Source organism: Bacteroidota bacterium, assembly GCA_016713765.1.
Lineage (GTDB): Bacteria > Bacteroidota > Bacteroidia > AKYH767-A > 2013-40CM-41-45 > Pollutiaquabacter > Pollutiaquabacter aromativorans.
In genome coordinates, this window is the sequence record JADJON010000001.1 from 296,814 (window position 1) to 318,485 (window position 21,672).

Sequence of the window (21,672 nt, forward strand, 5' to 3'; positions counted from 1 at the left end):
CTCATCGCTTAAGAATAGTGCGTCCTTCCTTCTGGGTAACCACACCAAAATCCGTCTCACGCTTTATTCTGATGAGTTTGCCCTCGTCGGAATACTCATAGAAGATAGCGTAGTTATTGTCATCCAATTCGGCCATCAATCGCTGGGTAAACGGATGATATACATAAGTTTTCATGCTGGCTTGAGTCGGGTGAATCCGCACATCATCGAACCAGACTGCTGAAGAGATTCCTGCACTTAGTATCACAACGATGGAATCGGCCGCTGCGGGGACCTCGAAATCGAAATCGATGCGCTGCCAACCATCAATGATCCTTCCTTTAGCCTGATGCGAAGCGGATCGTCCGTCTCCGGGGAAAAGAATACTCACTCGTGGACCGCCGTATGACGTGTCTAGGCTCTGACATCCTGCATCGGGTCGAATCCAGGCACTAAAGTGATACTGTCCCGGCGTAGGTGAGAATTTTTCAAGGCAGCCATTTTTCATATAAACCTTATTGCTGTCCTCGATGACAAGTTCAGTATCTGGATATGCATACAATTCTCGTTCGAACCTGACCGACATTTCAGCCGGGATATGAAGGCTTCTCAGTCCGGTATGGGATACATTCGCATCGATCGTGGCTGCCGATAATTGGAGCGCGGATTTGAATGACATATGGGTTTCCAGGCATGGATTATTGCACGATACCGAAAAATCATAGTCTTCAAAATTGTCATTTCCGATCTGTTGGAGCCGGGAATTGGCCGACACGGCTATAGGAAGTTGTTCGGAATACCCGTACAGTGCGGCTGAAGGAATCTCCAGCGCATTGGCGTTCTCGATATCAGCACCCAGCCTATTAACCCTGGTGATGCGATTTGACATGATCCAGTTAGGGTCTGTCAGCTTGCCGGATGGGACGAAGTAACCATGGGTGGTGTCGGGTTCCCAGAAAGGAACCATAGATGCTGTGAAATAGCCGTCAGCCGCATTGCGTGAGCTCCCCCCGTTTGGTTCACGCTGTGTGCGATACTTCCACTCCTTTTCCGGGTACCAACGACCATACAAGCCGATCCGGTATGGATTCACCGGTAGTCCATAGGTGAGGTCCTGCTTACAGGTAGTTTCACAGCTGAGACACTGAATACAAAGTTCCACCTTATTGATTCCATTATTAATATCAATGCAGCTATCCTGCGTATACGGAGTTGAGGCTGGTACCCAGTTATTCATATTGATCGGTATGTTTCCCTCTGCGGTCATTATCAATTGGCACGACGGCCCGAACTGGTAGGTGTAATAGACTAAACCGCCGAGGAATGTAGCCGGTGACAATGCGTAGATGAAGAATTCAGTTGCCGGTATCCCGTTCAGGCTATCAAGCTGACAGGCACAATTGCAATGCCCCATCAAATCCGCGAGGCTGATCGAATCATCGCGCGTAGCTTCAAAGGCGTTAATGCCAGTTCGTGCCTGATACAAGATCATTTGATTGTAAATCTCCTCCAGACAAATGGCCGGACGCGTAGTATCACACTCTTCTACCTGCCCTTTAATACACGGCACCTTCCATTTGTCCGAGTACTCCGTGGCCGACGCCTGTAGAATGTGCGGAGTGTTTGAAGCCGAAAACTCTAATCTTGACGTGCCTGCATTGATAGGGTTTTCCAGCGACTGAACGGTGCCGGCTATTGCACTGAGGTTGTTTTTTCTTCCAGATCGGACAAGAACACAATGTGCTGCTACATAAGTTGACCCGGAAGGATCGCGAAATGTTACCAGTTCGCCTTGACTATCTATAAACCTATAGTCTCCCTGATATGGAACTTGGTGAATCCTTAAACCATTTAGATGAGAATAGGAGCTAAAGACTTGGTACTCGTCGCCAACTTCAATGATTCTTCGCGTCAATGGACTTACATTGAATAATCTTCCGTCACGGATTTGCACAGCAGGTAATTGAAAATTTACATTAAAGGCGACCGCCCCCATTTGTGGATACCCATAATAAGCGGGGAATTTGAAGTCGTAAACTGGTGCTTCAAATGCATTTTGTGTACTCGTAAGAACCACGCTTCCAGAGCCGCCGTCGTATAGCAGATTACTGGTTACGGCTCTTGATCCATCCTTGATCACTTCGGTTTGGTCCAGCAAGCCGCACAATGCAATGCTCTTCACCGTTACTGCAGAGCGGAATCGACTGACTTCCTTGGCCATCAGCGGGAAAGGCAATGGCGTAACGGGAAGCGGAGGGAGGATAACAAAAAATAACAGTTCGCTATTCGCCTGAACTCCCGCCTCCACGATCTCTGTGGTGTGTTCGCGCATGTCGACCCAGAAGTCATAATGCCGTCCGATCTCCGCCTCTTTAATCTGTCCTCGTGCATCCATCACCGCCACTTTATTGTCCAAAATCGGTTTCCCTTCCGGAGTAGTAGACTGTCTATACCGATACGTCGTTTTGGCAATTAAAGAACCCGATGAACTATAGGCAGCCTCCGACTTCTGTTTACCGTGCATGTCGTTTGTAACGATCTTGTAACCCTGACTCGTAGTACAATAATCATTCACCATCACTTTGAACAGTCGTTTGAGAAAGCCAAGGGCTTTGGGAGACTGCTTGTGATTGATCGTGGTATTGTCCACTATCACCGGAAAATCATAAGCCGTATAGAATTCGGAGACTTGAAATCCGGCAGGCAGGTTTCCTGCGGCCAGAGGGACACCGCTTGTTTTTGTAACCCTTCTGTATACGATTGAAGGGGCTGGGTAAAGCGACTCGCACAGCGGAGACTCCTGGAAGAGATAATCATCCGGGCCAAGTGCTCGCCTTCTCTTGTAAAATTTTGGGGTTCGATGAGAGTTCTCCTCTCCACCCAGGCTGGGTTCCCAAGAGGCTACGCCACTGCTGATGACCCTCCCGTCAGTATCAACCATGGAATAATCGTAGAACTCGGAATATGTCTGGGTCGCCGATGAAGTCATTGCATTCCACTCATCCGATAGCGAAATGGACGCCACTCGGTAGCCCCCGCCGAGTTTTCTACCGTTCCAGTTATTGAGCCGTGCCCAGCTCTTCGAAGTGCTGATCCAACGTGCACTGTTCTGGCCAATAGCCTTTGATTCAAACGATCGCATCCATGTCAACACATCCCCGATCGATCCTACGAGACTCCGGATCGCATCAATGACGGATGTGTTTGGATTGGCATTGTATCCATAAGCGGCTTCAGGAGCATTGGAACGGAGAAACTGCAGCGCTTGCTTTACAACTGGATTCTTCCCGTCGACCAGCTTAAGTCTGACCCATATACGAGTGGATGATACGGCTCCGATGGCCTGTCCGCTCCGATCAACCTCCGCATAGCCCCAGATGTTTTCTTCGTAGTTGGAGTTTGCGGTCAGTTTACAGGACACACGAAAGGCGATGTACTGCTGACCTCGCAGATAGGTCTGTTCCAGGTCGCCGATTGTACTGGGAACATCGAAAAAGACATATGGATACTGGTCACCGGCCGTGTTATACAACTCGTTCTTGCATGTACCAGGATCAGGCCCGAATCCGCGCACCATGTACATCTGTCCGGCCGGACGGTCCTGTACATATGCATAATCGTCCGCTTCATACTGAACGCGAATCTTTCCACCAGTGGGTAATTGGATCTCTGTGAGTTGCCAGGCGCGGGCAAACTCGTTTGTGACGGATGTGTCCTGAATAACGTAGGGGTACTCCCCTTCCGTCAGGTGACTGTAATTGCCAGAAAGGCTGTTGTCCTTGTAATTGCTCCAACGATCTGCTTTTCGATAAGCGTAATCCGGATTATTTTCCGAATAGTTGAAGACATACGGATTCAGGCTTCCGGTATAATTCCGGCCATATGTGAAATACACTTTCCGTAAGGTGAGCTTACCGGCCTGCGAATTGATAACGTCCTGCACGTAATAGGGCAGATGACCATTGCTGTTGTCAACGGTAGCCGCCTGGTGCATGTTCAGGTTATTCTCCACCCTGGGGCAGACCGAATAGTCATACACGAAATGAACTGTCTTGATGGGGACCGCGTGCGAAGCGCCATGTGCTATCAGGTCGCTCTTGGAAAATAGTCGGATCTCCCTGAGCAGGTACTGCTTGCTGTTCGGGTCCAGTCCGCCGTTCTCATCTGTTACACCCAGGCCGTCCAGTCGTTCTTCAAGGTAGAACTGAGCAAGCATCGTCTGACTTTCAATGGAATGAACGTAGTTTAAGTCCTTACTTCCATAGGAATAGTTCCCTTTGGCATCGCCATATGATGAGGTGGGGGCGCCGTTGCCGGTATTAATCCCGGGATTGTAGTTGGCGGTATCCTTCCCGAACGGAGCGCGCCAACGATATGCATTGTTCAATCGAGAATAGTTAAACTTGGTCCAAGTGCCCAAATCGTCATTCGTAACACCGTTACCGGTTCGATCCACATAATCAGGACTAAGCACATAGGAAAGCAAAAAGGAGGAAGCGTACTCCGGCTCAGTCTTCGAATAGAAGTATTGGTCCATTCCTTTCGAATTCGATTTAGAGTTGTCCCCGGCATCATAATGCACCAAAGCATCCAGCGGGGATTGCTCCGATACTGAAAATGAAACGTCCTTCGATTTTCGGTTGTAAACAGGTTGGCCATATATGAACTCCTTTCCCTCGGTAGTTCTTACGTTTATCTCGCCGATGTACTGGGAACTACTGATCCAAGTCTTACTGGCACTGTACCGGTTGATGATTTCGCCGCACTCTTCGCTGAATACGACTTGATTCATCGGATACTGCTGAATCCAGGGCGTGAATCCGTATTGTTCGGACTGACTGTTGGTCAGGTAGCTGACTGATTGGGCCCGTTTTTCTCGTTTAGGTTTCCTGAGTATACCCGTTATAGAATGGCGCCGTACGGGTCGATTCGCGTCTCGACCGACGTTCAGTACATTCCGAGCCCTTGACTTTCTGCCTTCCAGCTCCACCGAAGCAAGCTCATATCCGCCAGTTTTCAATAACACGGAAGAATCCGGCAGACTCTTATCGTCGGTGCATTTGAAGTTGACCGATTCTTTGCCATCTAAGTAATCAGGTGTACAGTATCGCAATGATTCGTTAATCTCATTGTCATCAATCCAACCGGAATTTCTTGTTTCAGCTAGTACGCACTTGATGTCCGCGCCAATATGAACGCTTGTTGTAAATCCAACTTCTACTCCTGCTGTTGTGCTGTTGGATGTTGACAAAGTCCTTCGATCTCGAATGACTCCAACATCCGAACGATAGGCCCGAAACTGCCCACCAACGCCTTGGCCAGAAATTGAAAACTGATCCGGTGTTAAACAGGCAGGTGGAAGATTGGGGATGCCACGTACATACTCGATGTCCTTCTCACGACTATAGTCTAATAGTGCGTTTTGAGAATTGCCGGCCTTCTCCAGCTGTAAATAGCCAACCGGTTCAGAGATAAGGGGGGCTGCTTGTGGGCCTGATTTTGAATAGTAGCCGCTAAGTGTCGATCCTGAGAAAAACCCAAAAGCATCTGCTCCCAGTTTTACATTAAACGTAAATGCATCGGTATGCATTGGCGAACTGGGGCTTGGAGGATACGCGATTGGATTTAAACTAAGTGAAGCATTTGAACTCGCTCCGTAAGTCACCTTACTTTTCTCATGACTGCAAGAGGCGGCAAATGAAATGGATTTCATCCCCTCTCTCGTATTAAAGCTAGAGCCAATGGTCGCACTTCTTTCAACATCATCTTTTTTCTTAATTCCCACGCTAGCTGAAAACTCTGCTCCATCTTGGCCGCCAATTGCAAGCCCAAGAGATCCTGTCAGATTGGACTTCGAACTCTGGCCCGCATTCAAGCCAGCACTAACTCCAAAACTTGCGTTATATCCTTTGAATGTATTTCGGGAGATGCCCAGGCTCATACGACCCTCTCCTCCAATTTTTTTACTAAGACTGAGTCCAAACATCTCCGGTTCAATTCCGACATTCACCCCCCAGGTTTCATTTGGCCGCATAGCCGTATTTGTAACCACCTTTTCCTGACTCTGATACGCATCATCCGGGAGCCCCCGTACTTGCCGGTTGATGGAACCCGGGTTGAGTGTCCAGCCTAATCCGACCCAGCCGGCTTCCTGGTCCATGGTTGGCCCCCCATCGTAGACCAAGTTGATTGGATATTCTCCGATCTCTAACAATGGAATGTTGTACTTGAAGTCCCCGGAAGAGAGATCTACCATGTTGTCCATACTTACTGGAGCGAATGATGCCATTTCCGGTTGATTAGGACCGCTGGTCAGCGCGAACGCAACAGTGGGTAGAAAAAGCTCCGACAGGAAGGATAACAACAAGTAGATGGCTATGGCTTTTCTCATGAGCTCAATTCATTTCAATTAGTGCTTGCTGTACTTGCTTCAACTCAAATGGCCACCGTAGGTACGAACGGAAGTCAACAGTGGGCGAATACAGAAGTTCCACGGATTCATAGTTGCTCCAGGGCATTGGTGGTTCGAATGCCAGTAACACAGTATTCTCGTTCGACTTGCCGTCCTGAACAACGTGAGCAAAAAGGCACGAGATAGTGTCAACTCTCTCCAGAATCAGCGAAAGCCGTGTTTCAAGCTGCGGTATATACTTCCCCCCTTCAAGGCTTTTTGTAACGGAGTCCTTTCGTACAGGCGGCAGTCCGTCAATTCTAAATTGAATGAGCCCGAACACGGAATCGGGAATGGCATTCGAGCCCGCGGATGCTTTGATACCATCAAGCTCCTTGCCCAACTGCAGTTGAGCGAATACCGAATCGCCGTAAAGCAACGTCACTTTTCGCAACAAATGTGCGTGATCCAGATAAATTGTATTAGTTCCGGAACCGCGGTTCATAAACGCGAAGAAGAGAGATGCCGACACACCCGTGATTAGCAGCCAGGCCAGCCTGTTCACCCGTAATATGGAACGCATGTTCATATGCCTTTGAATCGAAGAATGTAATGCTGCATATCCTGATCGACTACGGTCAATTCATATTCTTCGCCTTTCACAATACCCGGGACGCGATCCAAGTCAATGTCAATTTTGTTATATCCACTTTTCACATTAATCGTTGGAAGTCGGTCGATCTGCTTTCCGGTGGATCTGGAAACAACTTTGTAATTGAGTTGTCCATCACGACCTCGGTTGTCGAATGCGAAACACACGGTATGGTCATAGATATAATTCCCGCCATTGACATCCTGCAAAAGTTTTCGGTAAGTCTTGATCGGGTTCAGGCTGCCTGACTCATTCAATGAAAATTTCCAAACCTCGCTCCACACGATAGTCCCGTCACTGCATTGTCCTTTCACCTGCCAGAAATATGCCTGGTCTCTGGACAGTGGCAGATTGAAATCGGAATAGCCATACTGTGGTTCGATCAAAGCGATCTGTACCATCGGAGGATTAAAGTGAATGGCTTCTTCGCGCGTCTGACCCGGAAATGATTCCACCATCACGAGGTCATAACTAGATCCCGGCTCTAAACCCAATCCAGTCCAGCTGAATACCGGTAGAGGATTCTCCAATATTGCATTATCCGGAGGAAACACTTGCATAATGTTGCAAGTGACCTCATGCTGATATTCCTGACATTCCCTGTTCAGTATGATCCGTTCGTCTCCTGTACGGATCGATACACATAGTTCGAGGGTTCTGAATGACAATAATTCATATGCTTGCCATTTGTCCGATAGTTCGTTGGAAAAATACCCTGGATTCAGTCCCGTACGCAACTCTGAAAACCGCAATGCCTGGCTTTGCAACAGCCTAACCGGAACAGAAACGAAACGAATGATCGGAGCACCACCGATACTAACCAGGACATCGGCCGTGATCTCGATTTCAGGGCCCTGATTTATTAAAGTCAAATCATCCAACTGCTTTGACACCAGTGGGCTGGTGATCACTGGAAAAAGAACCTGAATCTGAGCCTGGGCCCGAAGGAGCAATGAAACCAGCGTAAGTATCAATATGGATCTTTTACCGAGCATTTATCTAGATGTTAGCGTGCATGTCATACGAAACCGATCACCGGCTCCCGTTACCGATCCATTCGACAGTATATCAAACTGATACTGCACCGACACCTGGACTTGTCTGGTAGGCTGGTATCCGTAACCGATGATTGTCATTAACCTTCGGAGTCGCTTGTTCTGAGCCTCGGAAGTCACTTGTCCTCTATAATTCTGCTTCCTGCCGATTCTTCCGGCGATGCTACAGGTACTTATCAGAGACGCCGGATCGTTCCAACCGGTTCTTAATTGATTATTGATGGCCAAGACCGTACCGCTGCTCCATTGAGCTCGATTACTCAGTTGAAACAAAAGGAGGTCAGAAGAACCCTCGATTGCTCCATTATGGGTTGAAATGCGTGTCCATGAAAACGCACTAGTCTCTCCTTTGGACACGAATTTTGATGAAGCCGTCAGCGACAACGAAAGTTGCTCCGATGTCGTGAAAGCGGGCGCATGCTCATCGCCAATGCTAAGCTGATTGGTGTTGTTAGCATACTGGCCTGCAAACACGATGTTTTTCAACATTTGCATCCGCAGACTGAAGGTGCCATACGTCCTTGTGGCGGGGGTTCGTTCATAGCCCAACCGCATTCGTCCACCACTCAGATTAATGGCAATTCGACGATTGAAAAGGTCTTTCGTAATTCCAAGCGTGAGGTCCGATGAGATGCCTTGCTGAAAACGGATACCCGGAGAACTATAATCTCTTCCGAAGTATCGATATGCTCCTTGTATTGTCGTTGACAACCGTTGAATTGGTAGCCTGGTTTCCGTGAAACCGGCGAGATTGTCCGAAGAACCTATCCTGTTTAAATCCAGCCGACTGGCGAGTGCGCCCTTGATCATGCCGCCACCCGTTACCCGCTGTTCTTGGGTAAATGTTACTATTCTTGCCTGTGATACTGATGATTGTATATCGGCTTCTTTTACATTTCTGTCTGATAGGTCGAATTGGTAAAACCCTATATGACTCTTTTGAGTTGCCTTACCAGCGAAAAATGAAACCTCGGATAGCCTGTAATCGATACCGTCGCTACCTTGATCAACGGGTAGCGTATAGTTGAACAGGTAGTCCATGGGCGCGGCGTCGATGCTGTGTCTGATGCGTACGGACATATCCCGTCCATATTCCGCTTCGACGCCGTTGAATGCAAAACTTCGAAAGACGAGGGGGTTCTCATTTAGGTAGTTAAGTCCGATTTCAAACGATTTGATGTTTTTGTAAATCCTCGAAAATAGAGGCTTCTTGCCATGAAGCGAATCCGATGGCGATGACAGATTACGCCGTATCGAGTCGCGTAACACTGCATCGTGTTTATTGTAGCGGTCGATTGTCCGCTTACGCCACTGGTATAAGGCTGCGTAATTTTGCTGCACCGAATCGCCATACTGAATGAAGTTTTGCACCGAATCCCGTTCAGAGTCTGACAATGAATTCCATTGCAAAGAATCGGATTTGATCCTTCGCGACTGATTGTACTTCCTGGCCAGGACAGTATCATTCATCTGTCTTACTGCCTGTTGAAATCTGAAAAGACTATCGTCTGCAGCCGGGCTTCCCGTATAAGGCACTTCGCTCAGTCGGGTGGTTAGCTGTTCGTCCAGGTTGATCCGCGTAAGCCCGATTCTGAAACCGCTGATTGAGAACTTGTTTCGGGACGGATCATAGATGAGATATCCATTTGCACGAATCGGAAGACCAAGGGCTTTGCCGTTTAGCTGCAGTCTGTTCATGAATTGCCACTCCCCCCAATCGTCGAACCCGTTACCGGATTGCGCCACCTGCTCAGATCGGAAATTCAAATCATACCAGGTTCTGCTCCCGGCTTGCTTTCCGCCGTTTGCATTCGAGCCTTCTGAAAATAGGACTATCCACATGATTGAGATGGAAATCAGAATTGCACGAGCGTTATTTAGGTAATTATGGGTTGTTGAATACACAGTATTGTGACCCTGGCTTATTGAGCATTCAGCACTGCGTTGAAATAAGATGTGGTGAAGCCACAGGCATTGATTGCTGTAACTTGAACATTATATAGCCCCGGCGTGGCAAGTGTGAATGGAAAGGTACCCCAGGGATTATCAACTAGTCCCCAGTAATTACCCACCCTATACTCGACCGATTCAATATCCTGTGGATCAGGGCTCGCTAGTTGCAATAAATGACCCTGATTGATGTCTAAGTTTAAAGGCGGATCTGTTGGGGATGGTAATGGTTGCATTCCCACCAATACTTCGCTGTTCAACAACGAGGAGGGTTGAGATCCGAAGACAGTAACAATCTTTTGTAAAGCTGAAGTGCAACCGGTCGGGGAGGTAATTTCAAGTTCAATTGTGTAATGTCCAGAGGCTGAATACTGATGAGTTACGTGATCAAAATCTGTATTATTAATATCGCCGTCACCAAAATTCCATTGAAAGGAACTATAGGTTCCTGTGGGGACAGAAAGGTTATCCAACGCCACATCGGCATTGGCACAAGCTGACTCAGGTCCTTCTATTCGAATCTCGGGACAGTCATTCATCCCATACAATACCAGGTTGTCGATTGCCACTGAATATGGACCCTTAATACAATCTCCGTTGTTCTTCCAGACAAAACCAAGCTGAATGGAGTCTATGGACATTATTCCCTGCAGCGGAATAACAACTCTGCTCCATCTCGGTACGTTTCCGGCACAATAAAGCTGTTGGCTCGAAAAGTTTAACGTGCTCCAGGTGGATGGGCTTTGGCTGGAAACATACTGCACCGTAAGCCGATCATTCACATTTTGATCGCCGACCAAAATCAGATCAAACTCCAGCCGCAGAGCCGTGCAATGCTCAGTTCTAATCCATCTACTGGAAATCCGCTTGTGCGTGTTGTTGTTGCAACTATCGCGATAAATAGCACCAAGTCTAGCAGAATCACAATTATATCCACCGCCTGGTGCAATATATAGAAGCCCATCTTCCCCGTTAAGTCCATCAAGTAAATAGCATTCGCCTGCAATTGAAGAGAGGTCCGGTTGATCGCCTGACCAAATGAAGCCGGCCATATACCATTGATTAGGAAAATCACCAGTATGGGGTGGTGTGGCAACCGTATCAATAATCCATGGTGCGACTTGGGAACAATTACCTCGTGTAAACTTCTCTTCAAATAGCTTATGCCACCATCCTGTGGCTCGACTATCGAAGAACGTCAGCAAACAAAACATAAGAAGACGGTATCGCATGGCCCTTGATCTCGAAGGGCAATATGACTTTGTAAAAGCCGAAATTGAAGTACTGAGGATGGGGATTAATCAAGTACTTTGGTACTTATTTCATGCAATGGCTCAAATACATGTCATCTAGCTCGTCTAATCCCTTTTCACTAACTGATTCCGCCTATTGGACCGGACAGGTCGACCGTTTACTAAATAGTGCTTGACTTTAATAAAATACATCGCTATCATTACTGTGACAACCCTCTCTGTGTATGCATTTATCAATTGTCTTACTTGATGCAAGTGAAGTATCGCGGTTTGCCCTTCACTACTTTCTTAAACACCTTGACAATAATCTCATACAAGTTGCTTGTGCAAATTCCAGAAATGAATTGATTCAACATCTTGTAAGTAAGGATGTAAATGCTGTTCTCGTGAATTACTCCTCTATTGAGAAAAGCTCGATTCTAGAGTTTGATAAACTCCTTACACTATTCCCACATTTAAAAGGGATTATTTTCAATTTCTCAGGGTCTAACCATGATCTGATTTGTATGGTCAAATCTGGAATCAAAGGAGTGTTTGACATTTCTTCGAAACTACAGGATATTCTTATCCAGATTCCATTGCTAAAAAGCCAAGATTATCTATACAACAATCTCATAACGCCCTGCTTATTAAGAAAGGTTCGCAAGCTGGAAGCAGTCGAATCGGACGGGTTAAAAATGATAGAAATTCAACTAATTCGTAGTCGATTCGAAGGATTGTCCAATGCTGAGATCGCTCAGCGATACAATTACAGTTTAAGTCATGTAAAGAACATGTTTCACATCATATTATCTAAAACCGGAACCAAGAATACTCAATCCTTAATGCGATTTGCAATCGATAATCGGCTGATTGCGGTGGCCCGGGAGGGGTAATTTTTCAACCAGTCGAAGACACTGAGAAATCTTCACAAAAAATGCTGCGTTCAAAACTACTCGAATTACAATATGAAAATGTTGGGATTAGCCATCGTCATCATCCTGAAGCCTTAAAAAGGCTATATGATGACTTTTATCACATTCTATTTGCTTCCTTAAAAAACTTCGATAGAAGTTGAGGGCGGATGCCAATCCCTTCAAATCGGAGTTCTAGATTTTGATCTCACACGACTGCTTCTTTCATAATTCACAATAAGCAATTGGAAATCTGATGTCATTGCAGGAAATCAATGAGGTAACTGTATTCAAGGCCTGGCGATTCGGACAATCTTCTATTACACAACCTACAGGCGATTCGGGTTGAACTTAATGCTTACCTTTAAAATATTTAATTTTCAAAGGATGTTCATTAAACGCCCCCTTTGAGCTCTCTATTGATCGTCCAGGAATTCTTGTTGACAAATGGCCGAAAACCGCGTTTTTTCTAAGGCCCCTGTTAATTCATATGGTTCGTCCTTGGTGAACAATAGCCTTATAGAAATACCCCCTTTACCGAGCAGGGGGTATGCCCGGGTATTTATTGCACCGGGCACTAGCCTATAAACGATCGGGTATTTGTAACTTTGAATTCATGGCATCATTTGGATGGATTTTTAGGACTTTCAGTGGACTTCATATGACCCAGGAATTCTTCGGAAGTTTGATTAAAAAATACTGTTTCTCAATAATCCTATCGGAAAAACCTTGCGTTTTTTGACTTGCCAATTGAATGGGGGGTAGCATTTCTGGGTTTAGCATGGGTTTAATTGGGGTCCAGCATCCATCATAGTATGGGGCAAATACTTTTTAACCAGTATGATTGGATAATAGTTCTTTTGACAAATGATGTCCTTTGGTACCCCTTGCGATGAATTGGCGGTTTTAAATAAAACTGGTTGATTAATTAGTATCGAGACAAATACGTTTCTCGGGTTTCATCATAGGTATCTAGGCTGCGTTGAATAATGAGGGTGGTAGGGTTTATCAATGCAGTTCTAGATTACGTTATTGTTATACGCTTTAGTGGCAACCCTCCTTCGAGGGTGACTGTTATAAATGAGAACCCCTTCTTTTTTATTAAATTACCCTATCAAAAGACCCGCTTGGGTGGTGTTGTCAACTAACGCCAAATAGAATAGTGGCATGGGCATCAAATTGAATCAGGCTTATTATTCCTCTGGTTGGATTTCAAAGGAAAAATTGTTGGGATCTTATAAACAGTTCCTTCCACTTTTGCTTAAGCATTGATCCATCATCGCTTACTGATATTAGCTACTATCTGCTCAACTGCTTTGTATTCCCCTCGGTGCTTTGCATTGCATGTAGGTACATTTTCTTTGAGAATCTGACTTAAGGCCGCTCCTTCTTTACAAAATGAGGTCAGATATGCCTGGTGGCTATCACCGAAAAATGGCTGCCAACGGCCGATATACCAAGGGCTGAAATTGAAAAAAAATGCACTTTTCATAAATTTTGGGCACTATTTGGATCCTTGAATAAAAATCAACATATTTGTTCATTATTTATAGGCGAATGAATCTCGATCAAATCAGAAACATTCAGGCGAAGTACTTCAGCGCTCGCCCATTCTCGCTTGACGACACAGGGGTCACTCATCGTGAGCTCACATACTGGGACGAGAAAGGACTCCTTCCAAGTAAAGTTCAAGAGCAAAAGTGGCGGCGGTTCAATTTGGTTGAACTAGCATGGATCCGCTTCATCGCCAATCTTCGGAAACTAAATGTCGGTTTACCTACGATGGCGCGAATTAAATATGAAATGTTCGCAGATATCACGAAGATATTGCCCAAAGATCAACTGCTACATCAAGTCGATCGGACAATGAAAGAAATGAACCTATCATTCGATACTCGTCTACTAGATCAACCAGACGTTAAAGCTGCCATTGCCAACTTCCACCTTTCATTCTTCGAATCCTTCTTGTACGGAGTCCTGCTTGAAAGTGAACACGTCTCCATCGCCATCGCAATCAATAATAACACTGGTATCCGTGAAGCCGCAACATCTGAAAATAATCTCTTTATGGAACCCATTTATTGGAATAGGCTCTTTGCCAGTGAAATTACACCTGGGACAATCGATACACTCTTGGGCACTTGCATTTGCATTTCCATCAACGAAATTATAGGAGACGTATTTCAAGCAGTATCGCTCAATAAACTGTCAAGATTGTTTTCCCTCTCAGAGCAGGAGAAAAAAATCCTTGAAACTATTCGAGAAGGAAATTATAAGGAAGTCACGATTCGGTTTTCGAATACAGGAGTGCCGGACCGTATCGAAACAACGGAAGAAGTAAATCTGAATAAATCGATTAAGCTTTTCGACATACTAACAAGAGGAGCATTCGAAGACCTCTATATTAAAACTAAGTCAGGGCACGTCCTCTATACAGAAAGAAAAAAAATTACGAGAATCTAGTTATCGTGGTACTGAATGCCTCAGACCGAATAATTACTTTGTGTCGCCACCAGAAGCACTGGACCGATACGTATTCACTAATCCTTAATGTTAACCATTGATGATGTAAAAAAAATTCTACTTACTGCCGGGTGTAATTATAGCAAGGAAGAGATCGAAGTCTTGCTTGATTTCTTCACACTGCTGGCCTTAGAAGCATATCAGTCGTACAATAAATCCGACTTCAATGATCCGAACAATCATTTACTCAAGAGTGTCAACCGACGAACAGGCTAATCGAGGTTATAGCCTGCGGGACCAGGAAGAAAAACTCCGGCGCTATTGTGTGGAACGAAACCTGGAAATTGTTTGTCATGTGCAGGATGATGCTTCCGCTAAATCCTTCGACCGGCCGGGATTCCAGAAAATGCTACGCCAGCTCCATGGAAAAGAACTCACAGCGGACATGCTGCTGGTGCTGAAATGGGACCGTTTCTCACGGAACACTACCGACGCCTATGCGATGATCCGCGAATTGGGTGAAATGGCCATCGCCGTGCAGTCCATCGAACAGCCCATTGATTTCTCGGTACCCGAAAACAAGGTGATGCTCGCGGTCTACCTCACCATACCGGAAGTGGAGAACGACCGCCGCTCCATGAACACCCGGGCCGGCATGCGACAGGGGAAAAAAGAAGGCCGCTGGATGGGCCGTGCGCCCCTGGGCTACAAATTGGTACGGGATGCCAGAAACAAACCTGCAATCATCAAATCCGACAAGGCAAGTCTTATCGAAGAAGCCTTTCGATTGTACTCCTTTGGGGGAGTATCCATTGAGAAAATCCGACAGGAATTGCTTTTGAAGGGTTTGAATATTTCGAAGAATCAGTTCCTGAATATCCTGCGCAATCCGGTGTATGCGGGCTTCATCGTGCTGCGGGCGTTTAAAAACGAACCTGCTACACTCGTTCCGGGTTTGCACGAACCGATCATTTCCAAAGAACTCTTTGATCGTTGCCAGCAAATCCGAAAAAGGGCCACCAAGAAAAAAGATGTCACCAAATGTTTTAATCCACTGATGCCTCTGCGGGGATATCTTATCTGCAGAAAATGTGGACGGATGCTCACCGGTAGCAGCTCGAAAGGAAATGGCGGTTTGTACGTTTACTACCATTGCTCGAACGGCTGCAAAGAACGCTTCAGGGACTTCAAAGCGCATGCTGCTTTTCACAGCTATCTTTCTTCTTTTCAACCCTCACCCGTGATGGTGGAGATCTATACGAAAGTCCTTGAGCAGCATTTTGCAGAGCGCAGAAAGTCGGCAGTGGAAGACGCCCGGCTATGCGAGCAGGGGTTGGTTGCAGTGAAAACAAAACTGGAGCGGTTGAACGACCTGTTCATCAGCAACGAGATCGACAAGGAAAGTTATACCTCCACGAAGGAGCGCCTGATAGTTGAGCTTACCCAACTCCAGGAACGCCTGGCGTCGGTTACCTCGCGCCGAAAGGACTCGGTGGACTTTGTCCGGGCCTCGCTCGGTTACCTCACCTCACTGGCAGACCGGTACGAGGGGGCTCGAATCGAATTCAAGCAGCGGTTGCTTGGTTCGATGTTTCCCAAAAAATTGATTTTTGAAAACGATAAAGTTCGAACCATCGGAGAACCATCGTTCCTCGAATCCATATTTATGAAAATCAACCAGTTGCAGCCTGAAAAAACAAAAGGCGGAACGAAAAATTCCGTTCCGCCCAGTTTGGCTCCCCCTCCTGGGCTCGAACCAGGGACCCTCTGATTAACAGTCAGATGCTCTAACCAGCTGAGCTAAGGAGGAATAATCCTTCGCGCGGAACGCTCCGGGCGGAGAACCCTTCCTCTTCACGGTCAGCCATCCTATTGTGTTGAACAACAGGACTAAAGCACGCAGATCAGGGGTACTAAGGGGCGACAAAAGTAAGGCTTTTCAGGGAAAAAGCAATATATTCGCCAAAAAATTAGCCTAAATGAGCCTGGTAGTCGTCGGTACGGTGGCCTTTGATGCCATCCAAACTCCCTTCGGAAAGACAGACAAAATCATCGGCGGCGCTGCAACTTATTCAGGTACAGCGGCTTCCTATTTTACCAAAAATGTCAAGCTGGTCTCCGTCGTGGGCGACGATTTCCCCCCGGCCATGATCGACCAGTTCCGCAAAAGCGGCATGTCCACCGAAGGCCTCCAGGTCAAGCATGGCGCCAAGACGTTCTTCTGGTCAGGCCGCTACCACGAGGATATGAACACCCGCGACACGCTCGACACCCAGTTGAACGTGCTCCTCGACTTCGACCCGGTCATTCCCGATTCTTACCAGGATTGCGAGTTCCTCATGCTCAGCAACCTCATGCCCCAACTGCAGAAGAAAGTCATCGAGCGCATGCGCACCCGCCCCAAGCTGGTCGTCATGGACACGATGAACTTCTGGATGGAAACGCAGTGGGACGCGCTCATGGAAACCATCCAACTCGTCGATGTCCTCACCGTCAACGACAGCGAAGCCCGGCTGCTCACCAAAGAATACTCGCTCGTGAAGGCCGCGCAGAAGATCCTCCAGATGGGTCCGCGTTACCTGATCATCAAGAAAGGCGAACACGGTGCACTCCTCTTCAACAAGGAGCAGGTGTTCTTCGCTCCCGCCCTTCCGCTCGAAGATGTGTTCGATCCGACCGGCGCGGGCGACACCTTCGCCGGTGGCTTCATCGGTCACATCGCGCAAACGCGCGATATCTCCTTCGACAACATGAAACGCGCCATCATCTTCGGCTCCGCCATGGCTTCGTTCTGCGTCGAGAAATTCGGACTCGAGCGCATGATCGGCCTCACCCAGGCTGAGATCGACGAACGCGTACAACAATTCATCGACCTGGTGCAGTTCGATATCGAGTTGGTGTAAGTCCCGATTGATAAAATCCAAAAGCCGGAGCGTTTGTACTCCGGCTTTTTTGTTTCATCGTCTGATCGGGGATCAGGGTTTCATTACCGCGCGTTCTTCGTGCAACCGATGCACGATCCCGTCGGCCAGTCCGATCTGCGGTACGATGATCTCACTGATTTGCGCCGCTTTCATGATGCCGGTATAGATCTTCGCCGCCGGAACGATTACGTCGGCACGATCCGGATTCAATCCCCACAGCTCCATACGCTCTTCGATGGTGTGCACTTTCAGTTCGTCATACAGCGCGCGCAGTCGTTCGTAGGGGATCGGCTTATCTTTTCGCCCCACCATTTTGAAGATCTTGTTGATGTTGCCGCCGGAACCGATCGCCGTCAAAGGACCGCGCCCCGCCGCCTGATCACGCGCCCAGTTCTTCATTGCCTCCCAACGCTCTTTTGGTACTTGCTGCTGCAGCCAGCGTATCGTGCCCACATCGAACGACTGCGAAGCGATCAGCCTGCCGTGATCGAACAGCGTGAGCTCCGTACTGCCGCCGCCTACGTCGATGTACAGATACGCACGTATGGGATCGAGATGCTCCTCTACGTGGTTACTGTAGATGATCTCCGCTTCTTCCTTGCCGCTGATGATCTCGATGTTGAGGCCGCTTTTTTCCCGGACGCGTCGGATCAGTTCTTCACCGTTCTTCGCCTCACGCAGGGAGGCCGTTGCACAGGCCCGGTAGGCGACCGGCTCGAAGACTTCGATGAGCAGCCTGAAGGCTTCCATCGTTTTGATGAAGCGGGTCGCCCGCTCTTCGGTGATTCGACCGAGGCGGAAGGCATCCTCTCCCAGCCGCAAGGGAATGCGGACAAGTTCTCCTTTTCGAAAGTGTGTCTCACCATGCTCCAGCTCTACATGGCACAGTAGGAGGCGAACGGCATTGGATCCGATATCGATGGCGGCGTAACGCAAGGGAAGTTATTTCTTCTTCAAAGTCGGCTTTTTCCGGCTTCGTGCTTGCACCGGCCGCGGCGCTTCTTCAACAACGGTTGTGGATTTCTTTACCTCCGCTTCCTGCCGCAACCATCGCGCAATCTCCTCCTGCGCACGGTATTTACGGCCGGAATCGCTGCGCACATAGCGGTTGGTCTGTTGCTGGTCAAGGATTCTGGCCTTGGTGTTGTCCATCAACTGCAACTGTACATAATGCTTAAGTTGCTCCCGCAAGGCGGGATCGTTGATCGGTACGGCGACTTCGGAACGGAAATCGAGGTTACGGTACATCCAGTCGCCGGAAGCGATGTAGCACTTCTCTTTACCTCCGTTACAAAACAAAAAGATCCGGCTATGCTCCAAAAACTTGTCGACGATGCTGATGCCCTCGATGTTATCACTGAGGCCTTTCTCGCCGGCAACCAGCGAACAGATGCCTCGAACGATCAGCTTCACCTTCACCCCCGCCTCGCTCGCGGCATACAGCCGTTCGATCATTTCCTTGTCGACCAGGCTGTTCATCTTCAGGATCATCCAGGCCTCTTTTCCCTTCTTCGCGTTGTCGATCTCTTCGTCGATCATCCGGATGAACCGCTTGCGGGTATGGAACGGCGAAACGATGAGCTGCTTGTACTGCCCGGTTTTGTAGTTGTCCTGATAGAACTGGAACAATCGTTCCACTTCGCGGGTAATGGGTTTCTTCGAGGTAAGCAACGCGTGGTCGCAGTACAACCTGGCCGTTTGCTCGTTGAAGTTACCCGTGCCGACGTGCGCATACTGCGCCAACTTTCCGCCCTCCCGCCGGCTGATCAGGAACAATTTGCTGTGCACTTTGAGTCCCGGCACACCGAAGATCACCCGAACGCCTTCTTCCTGTAGCCGATTGGCATAGAAGATATTCGATTCTTCGTCGAAGCGCGCCTGCAACTCGACCACCACCGTGACATGCTTCCCGTTCTTTGCGGCATTGATGAGGGCGTTGACGACGCTGCTGTTTCGTGCGGCGCGGTACAGCGTCGTATAGATACTTATCACCTTGGGATCGATCGACGCTTCCCGCAAGAGGTCGACGATCGGGTGGAAATTGTGATACGGATAACTCAGCAACACATCCTTTTGCCGTATGACATCGAACAGGCTGCGCTGTCCGCGCAGATCGGGATGATCCACCGGGGTTGTCGGAGCATAAAACAACTGCTTTGGCCCAACCCGCGGGAAATTGATAAAGTCCTTGAAATTGTGATAACGGCCGCCGGGAATCAGGTACTCCTGCTTGAAGAGTTTGATCTTTCGGAGGATGAAGGCCAGCAGATCCGTCGGGATCCGTTCGTCGAACGCCATTCGCACCGGCGCGCCTTTCTTGCGCTGCTTGACACTCTTCTCGATCTTCTCCATCCAACCCTTCGACACATCACTGTCGATGTCGAGCTCCGCGTCACGCGTCATCTTGATCGTATAGGCTTCGCGCACCGCATAATCGAAATTCGGAAAGAGGTCGTCCAGGCAATACCGGATCACATCTTCGAGTAGTATGATCCGGTGCTGATCCCCGGAACCCGGCAGTACCAGGAAGCGCGACACCACATCGGTGGGTACTTCCAGGAGAGCGAACTTCGTCTTCTTCTCCTTCCCGTTCGCCGGTCGCAACAGGCGAATGGCGAGATAGATCGATTTGTCCTTGAGATACGGAAACTTCGGGGCCGTCTCGATCATGATCGGCGCCAACTGCGGGTGTACCTGCTCGCGAAAATATTTTCGGACAAAGGCACCCTCCTCGTTCGTCAATTGACGCTCATCAACCATGAAGATCTTTTGCTTCTCCAATTCACGCAACAACTGGATGTAGAGCTTGTCGAACTTCTTCTGCTGAGCAAGGGTGATCAACTGGATACGCTCCAGCAAAACGACCGGATCCATCCCCAGAATCTCGCGACCTTTCTTTCCAAAACGAGCCATGCGCCGTACGTTGGCAACACGCACTCGAAAAAATTCATCCCGGTTGTTGGAAAAGATCCCCAGAAACCGGAGGCGCTCCAGCAACGGAACTCCCGGATCTTCGGCTTCCTGCAACACGCGGGCGTTGAAAGACAGCCAGCTCAGATCCCGGTTGAGAAATGGGTACGCGCGCTTAGGCATAAAGAACTTTAGGAATCAGGATTTCTTCCGGGTGCGGGGTGTCGCCGCTTTCTTCTTCGACTTGCTCACCGGTTTGGCGGCAGGCTTGACTTTCGCTTGCGCCGTTTTCATTTCGCGAAGGAATTTTTTTGCGATATCCTTTGCCGAACCTTTCAGTTGCTTGCGAACACGCAAGGTCGCACCGGGGTGCAGCTTGCTCAGTATCTCTTCCGATGCCAGTACCAGTTGCAAAGCGAGCTTTTTACGCTGCTCGCGTCGATCTGCTTTCATTTTATCTGTCATAAAACTCGTTTGAATGGGCAATTTCCGTAATCCCAATAGCCAACAATGCCCACGTCCAGAAACTTAACAGTGAATTAACGCTGCGTCTACCCTTTAAGATACGCCGACCGACTTCCCGCTGTCAAGTATACCGGTAAAAAGGTTGGATGAGTTCTGTCATCCCGCCAATAACATGTTGATAAACAAGCAATTGCCTATGGGCCCGTTTCGCTGTTGGGCAAGGCTTTCGGGAGCACCAACTCCAATAATCGTCCAGACCCGCGCTTTAATTCACTCCAGGAAGAAAGTTCAAGATCCAAGACCGCTACGGAACAAGTAGGCATCTCCCCGACTTCCTTTCCGAGCATGAACGACAGGAAATGTGTGATCGAAAAATTATGCCCGGCCAATAACAGCGATTGTGCACGATCATCCTGCTGTCGGATTACATCAGCATATGCATCTGTGTCGGTCTCGTACAGACCTGGTTCGAGCATGATCGCACCGACGGGAAAATCCCAACGACGACAAATAATGAATGCGGTCGAATAGGCCCGTATCGCCGGGCTGCTGACTACCGCTTCGGGACGTGCATACTTTCCTGCCAGATAGTCGCCGACACGCGGTGCGTCCCGGTAACCGCGTTCGTTCAGTGGGCGTTCGGCATCCGGCAGGGTTCCGAATTCCCAGCTCGATTTGGCGTGCCGCACCAGGTACAGACGTTTCATAGAGTCGATTTAACGAGAAGTTTTCCCTCG

12 protein-coding genes and 1 tRNA gene are annotated in these 21,672 nt (G+C 48.3%); 3 read left to right on the forward strand and 10 right to left on the reverse strand.

Annotation, left to right across the window (positions count from 1 at the left end):
• Position 1: 1 nt before the first annotated feature.
• From IPJ96_01290 to IPJ96_01310, 5 genes are all read right to left on the reverse strand, one after another.
• Positions 2–6,370: a hypothetical protein gene (locus tag IPJ96_01290; GenBank protein ID MBK7908982.1), complete on the reverse strand. Its 6,369-nt coding sequence runs from the start codon at positions 6,368–6,370 to the stop codon at positions 2–4.
• A 4-nt stretch (positions 6,371–6,374) separates the two neighbouring features.
• Positions 6,375–6,953, reverse strand: a complete 579-nt coding sequence (locus tag IPJ96_01295) for a hypothetical protein (GenBank protein ID MBK7908983.1) — start codon at positions 6,951–6,953, stop codon at positions 6,375–6,377.
• A 2-nt stretch (positions 6,954–6,955) separates the two neighbouring features.
• Complete coding sequence (locus tag IPJ96_01300; GenBank protein ID MBK7908984.1) at positions 6,956–8,017, reverse strand: hypothetical protein; 1,062 nt, start codon at positions 8,015–8,017, stop codon at positions 6,956–6,958.
• Positions 8,018–9,919 (reverse strand): hypothetical protein, encoded by a 1,902-nt coding sequence (locus IPJ96_01305; GenBank protein ID MBK7908985.1) that lies wholly within the window; start codon positions 9,917–9,919, stop codon positions 8,018–8,020.
• Between the two features lie 80 nt (positions 9,920–9,999).
• Positions 10,000–11,259, reverse strand: coding sequence for a PKD domain-containing protein (locus tag IPJ96_01310; GenBank protein MBK7908986.1), 1,260 nt, complete (start codon positions 11,257–11,259; stop codon positions 10,000–10,002).
• A gap of 2,471 nt (positions 11,260–13,730) precedes the next feature.
• Here IPJ96_01310 and IPJ96_01315 point away from each other — a divergent pair.
• Entirely contained in the window at positions 13,731–14,636 is a 906-nt protein-coding gene (locus IPJ96_01315) for a MerR family transcriptional regulator (protein ID MBK7908987.1), read from the forward strand.
• A 226-nt stretch (positions 14,637–14,862) separates the two neighbouring features.
• Positions 14,863–16,407: a recombinase family protein gene (locus IPJ96_01320; protein ID MBK7908988.1), complete on the forward strand. Its 1,545-nt coding sequence runs from the start codon at positions 14,863–14,865 to the stop codon at positions 16,405–16,407.
• On the opposite strand, the gene IPJ96_01325 is transcribed toward IPJ96_01320, so the two are convergent.
• Positions 16,370–16,446: transfer RNA gene (locus IPJ96_01325), tRNA-Asn, on the reverse strand. The genes IPJ96_01320 and IPJ96_01325 overlap by 38 nt on opposite strands.
• A 169-nt stretch (positions 16,447–16,615) precedes the next feature.
• Between IPJ96_01325 and IPJ96_01330 the strand changes: the two genes are divergently transcribed.
• Positions 16,616–17,539, forward strand: coding sequence for a bifunctional hydroxymethylpyrimidine kinase/phosphomethylpyrimidine kinase (locus IPJ96_01330; protein ID MBK7908989.1), 924 nt, complete (start codon positions 16,616–16,618; stop codon positions 17,537–17,539).
• A gap of 72 nt (positions 17,540–17,611) precedes the next feature.
• Here the strand turns inward: IPJ96_01330 and IPJ96_01335 are convergent, their stop codons facing one another.
• The 4 genes from IPJ96_01335 to IPJ96_01350 form a co-directional block, all read right to left on the reverse strand.
• A complete protein-coding gene (locus IPJ96_01335; protein ID MBK7908990.1) occupies positions 17,612–18,496 on the reverse strand; it encodes an exopolyphosphatase in 885 nt (294 codons plus the stop codon).
• A gap of 6 nt (positions 18,497–18,502) precedes the next feature.
• Complete coding sequence (gene ppk1 / locus IPJ96_01340) at positions 18,503–20,653, reverse strand: polyphosphate kinase 1 (GenBank protein MBK7908991.1); 2,151 nt, start codon at positions 20,651–20,653, stop codon at positions 18,503–18,505.
• A gap of 15 nt (positions 20,654–20,668) precedes the next feature.
• Positions 20,669–20,923 carry a hypothetical protein gene (locus tag IPJ96_01345; protein ID MBK7908992.1) on the reverse strand — a complete coding sequence of 85 codons (255 nt, stop codon included), beginning with the start codon at positions 20,921–20,923 and terminating at the stop codon, positions 20,669–20,671.
• A gap of 206 nt (positions 20,924–21,129) precedes the next feature.
• Positions 21,130–21,642 carry a histidine phosphatase family protein gene (locus IPJ96_01350; GenBank protein ID MBK7908993.1) on the reverse strand — a complete coding sequence of 171 codons (513 nt, stop codon included), beginning with the start codon at positions 21,640–21,642 and terminating at the stop codon, positions 21,130–21,132.
• Between the last annotated feature and the right edge of the window lie 30 nt (positions 21,643–21,672).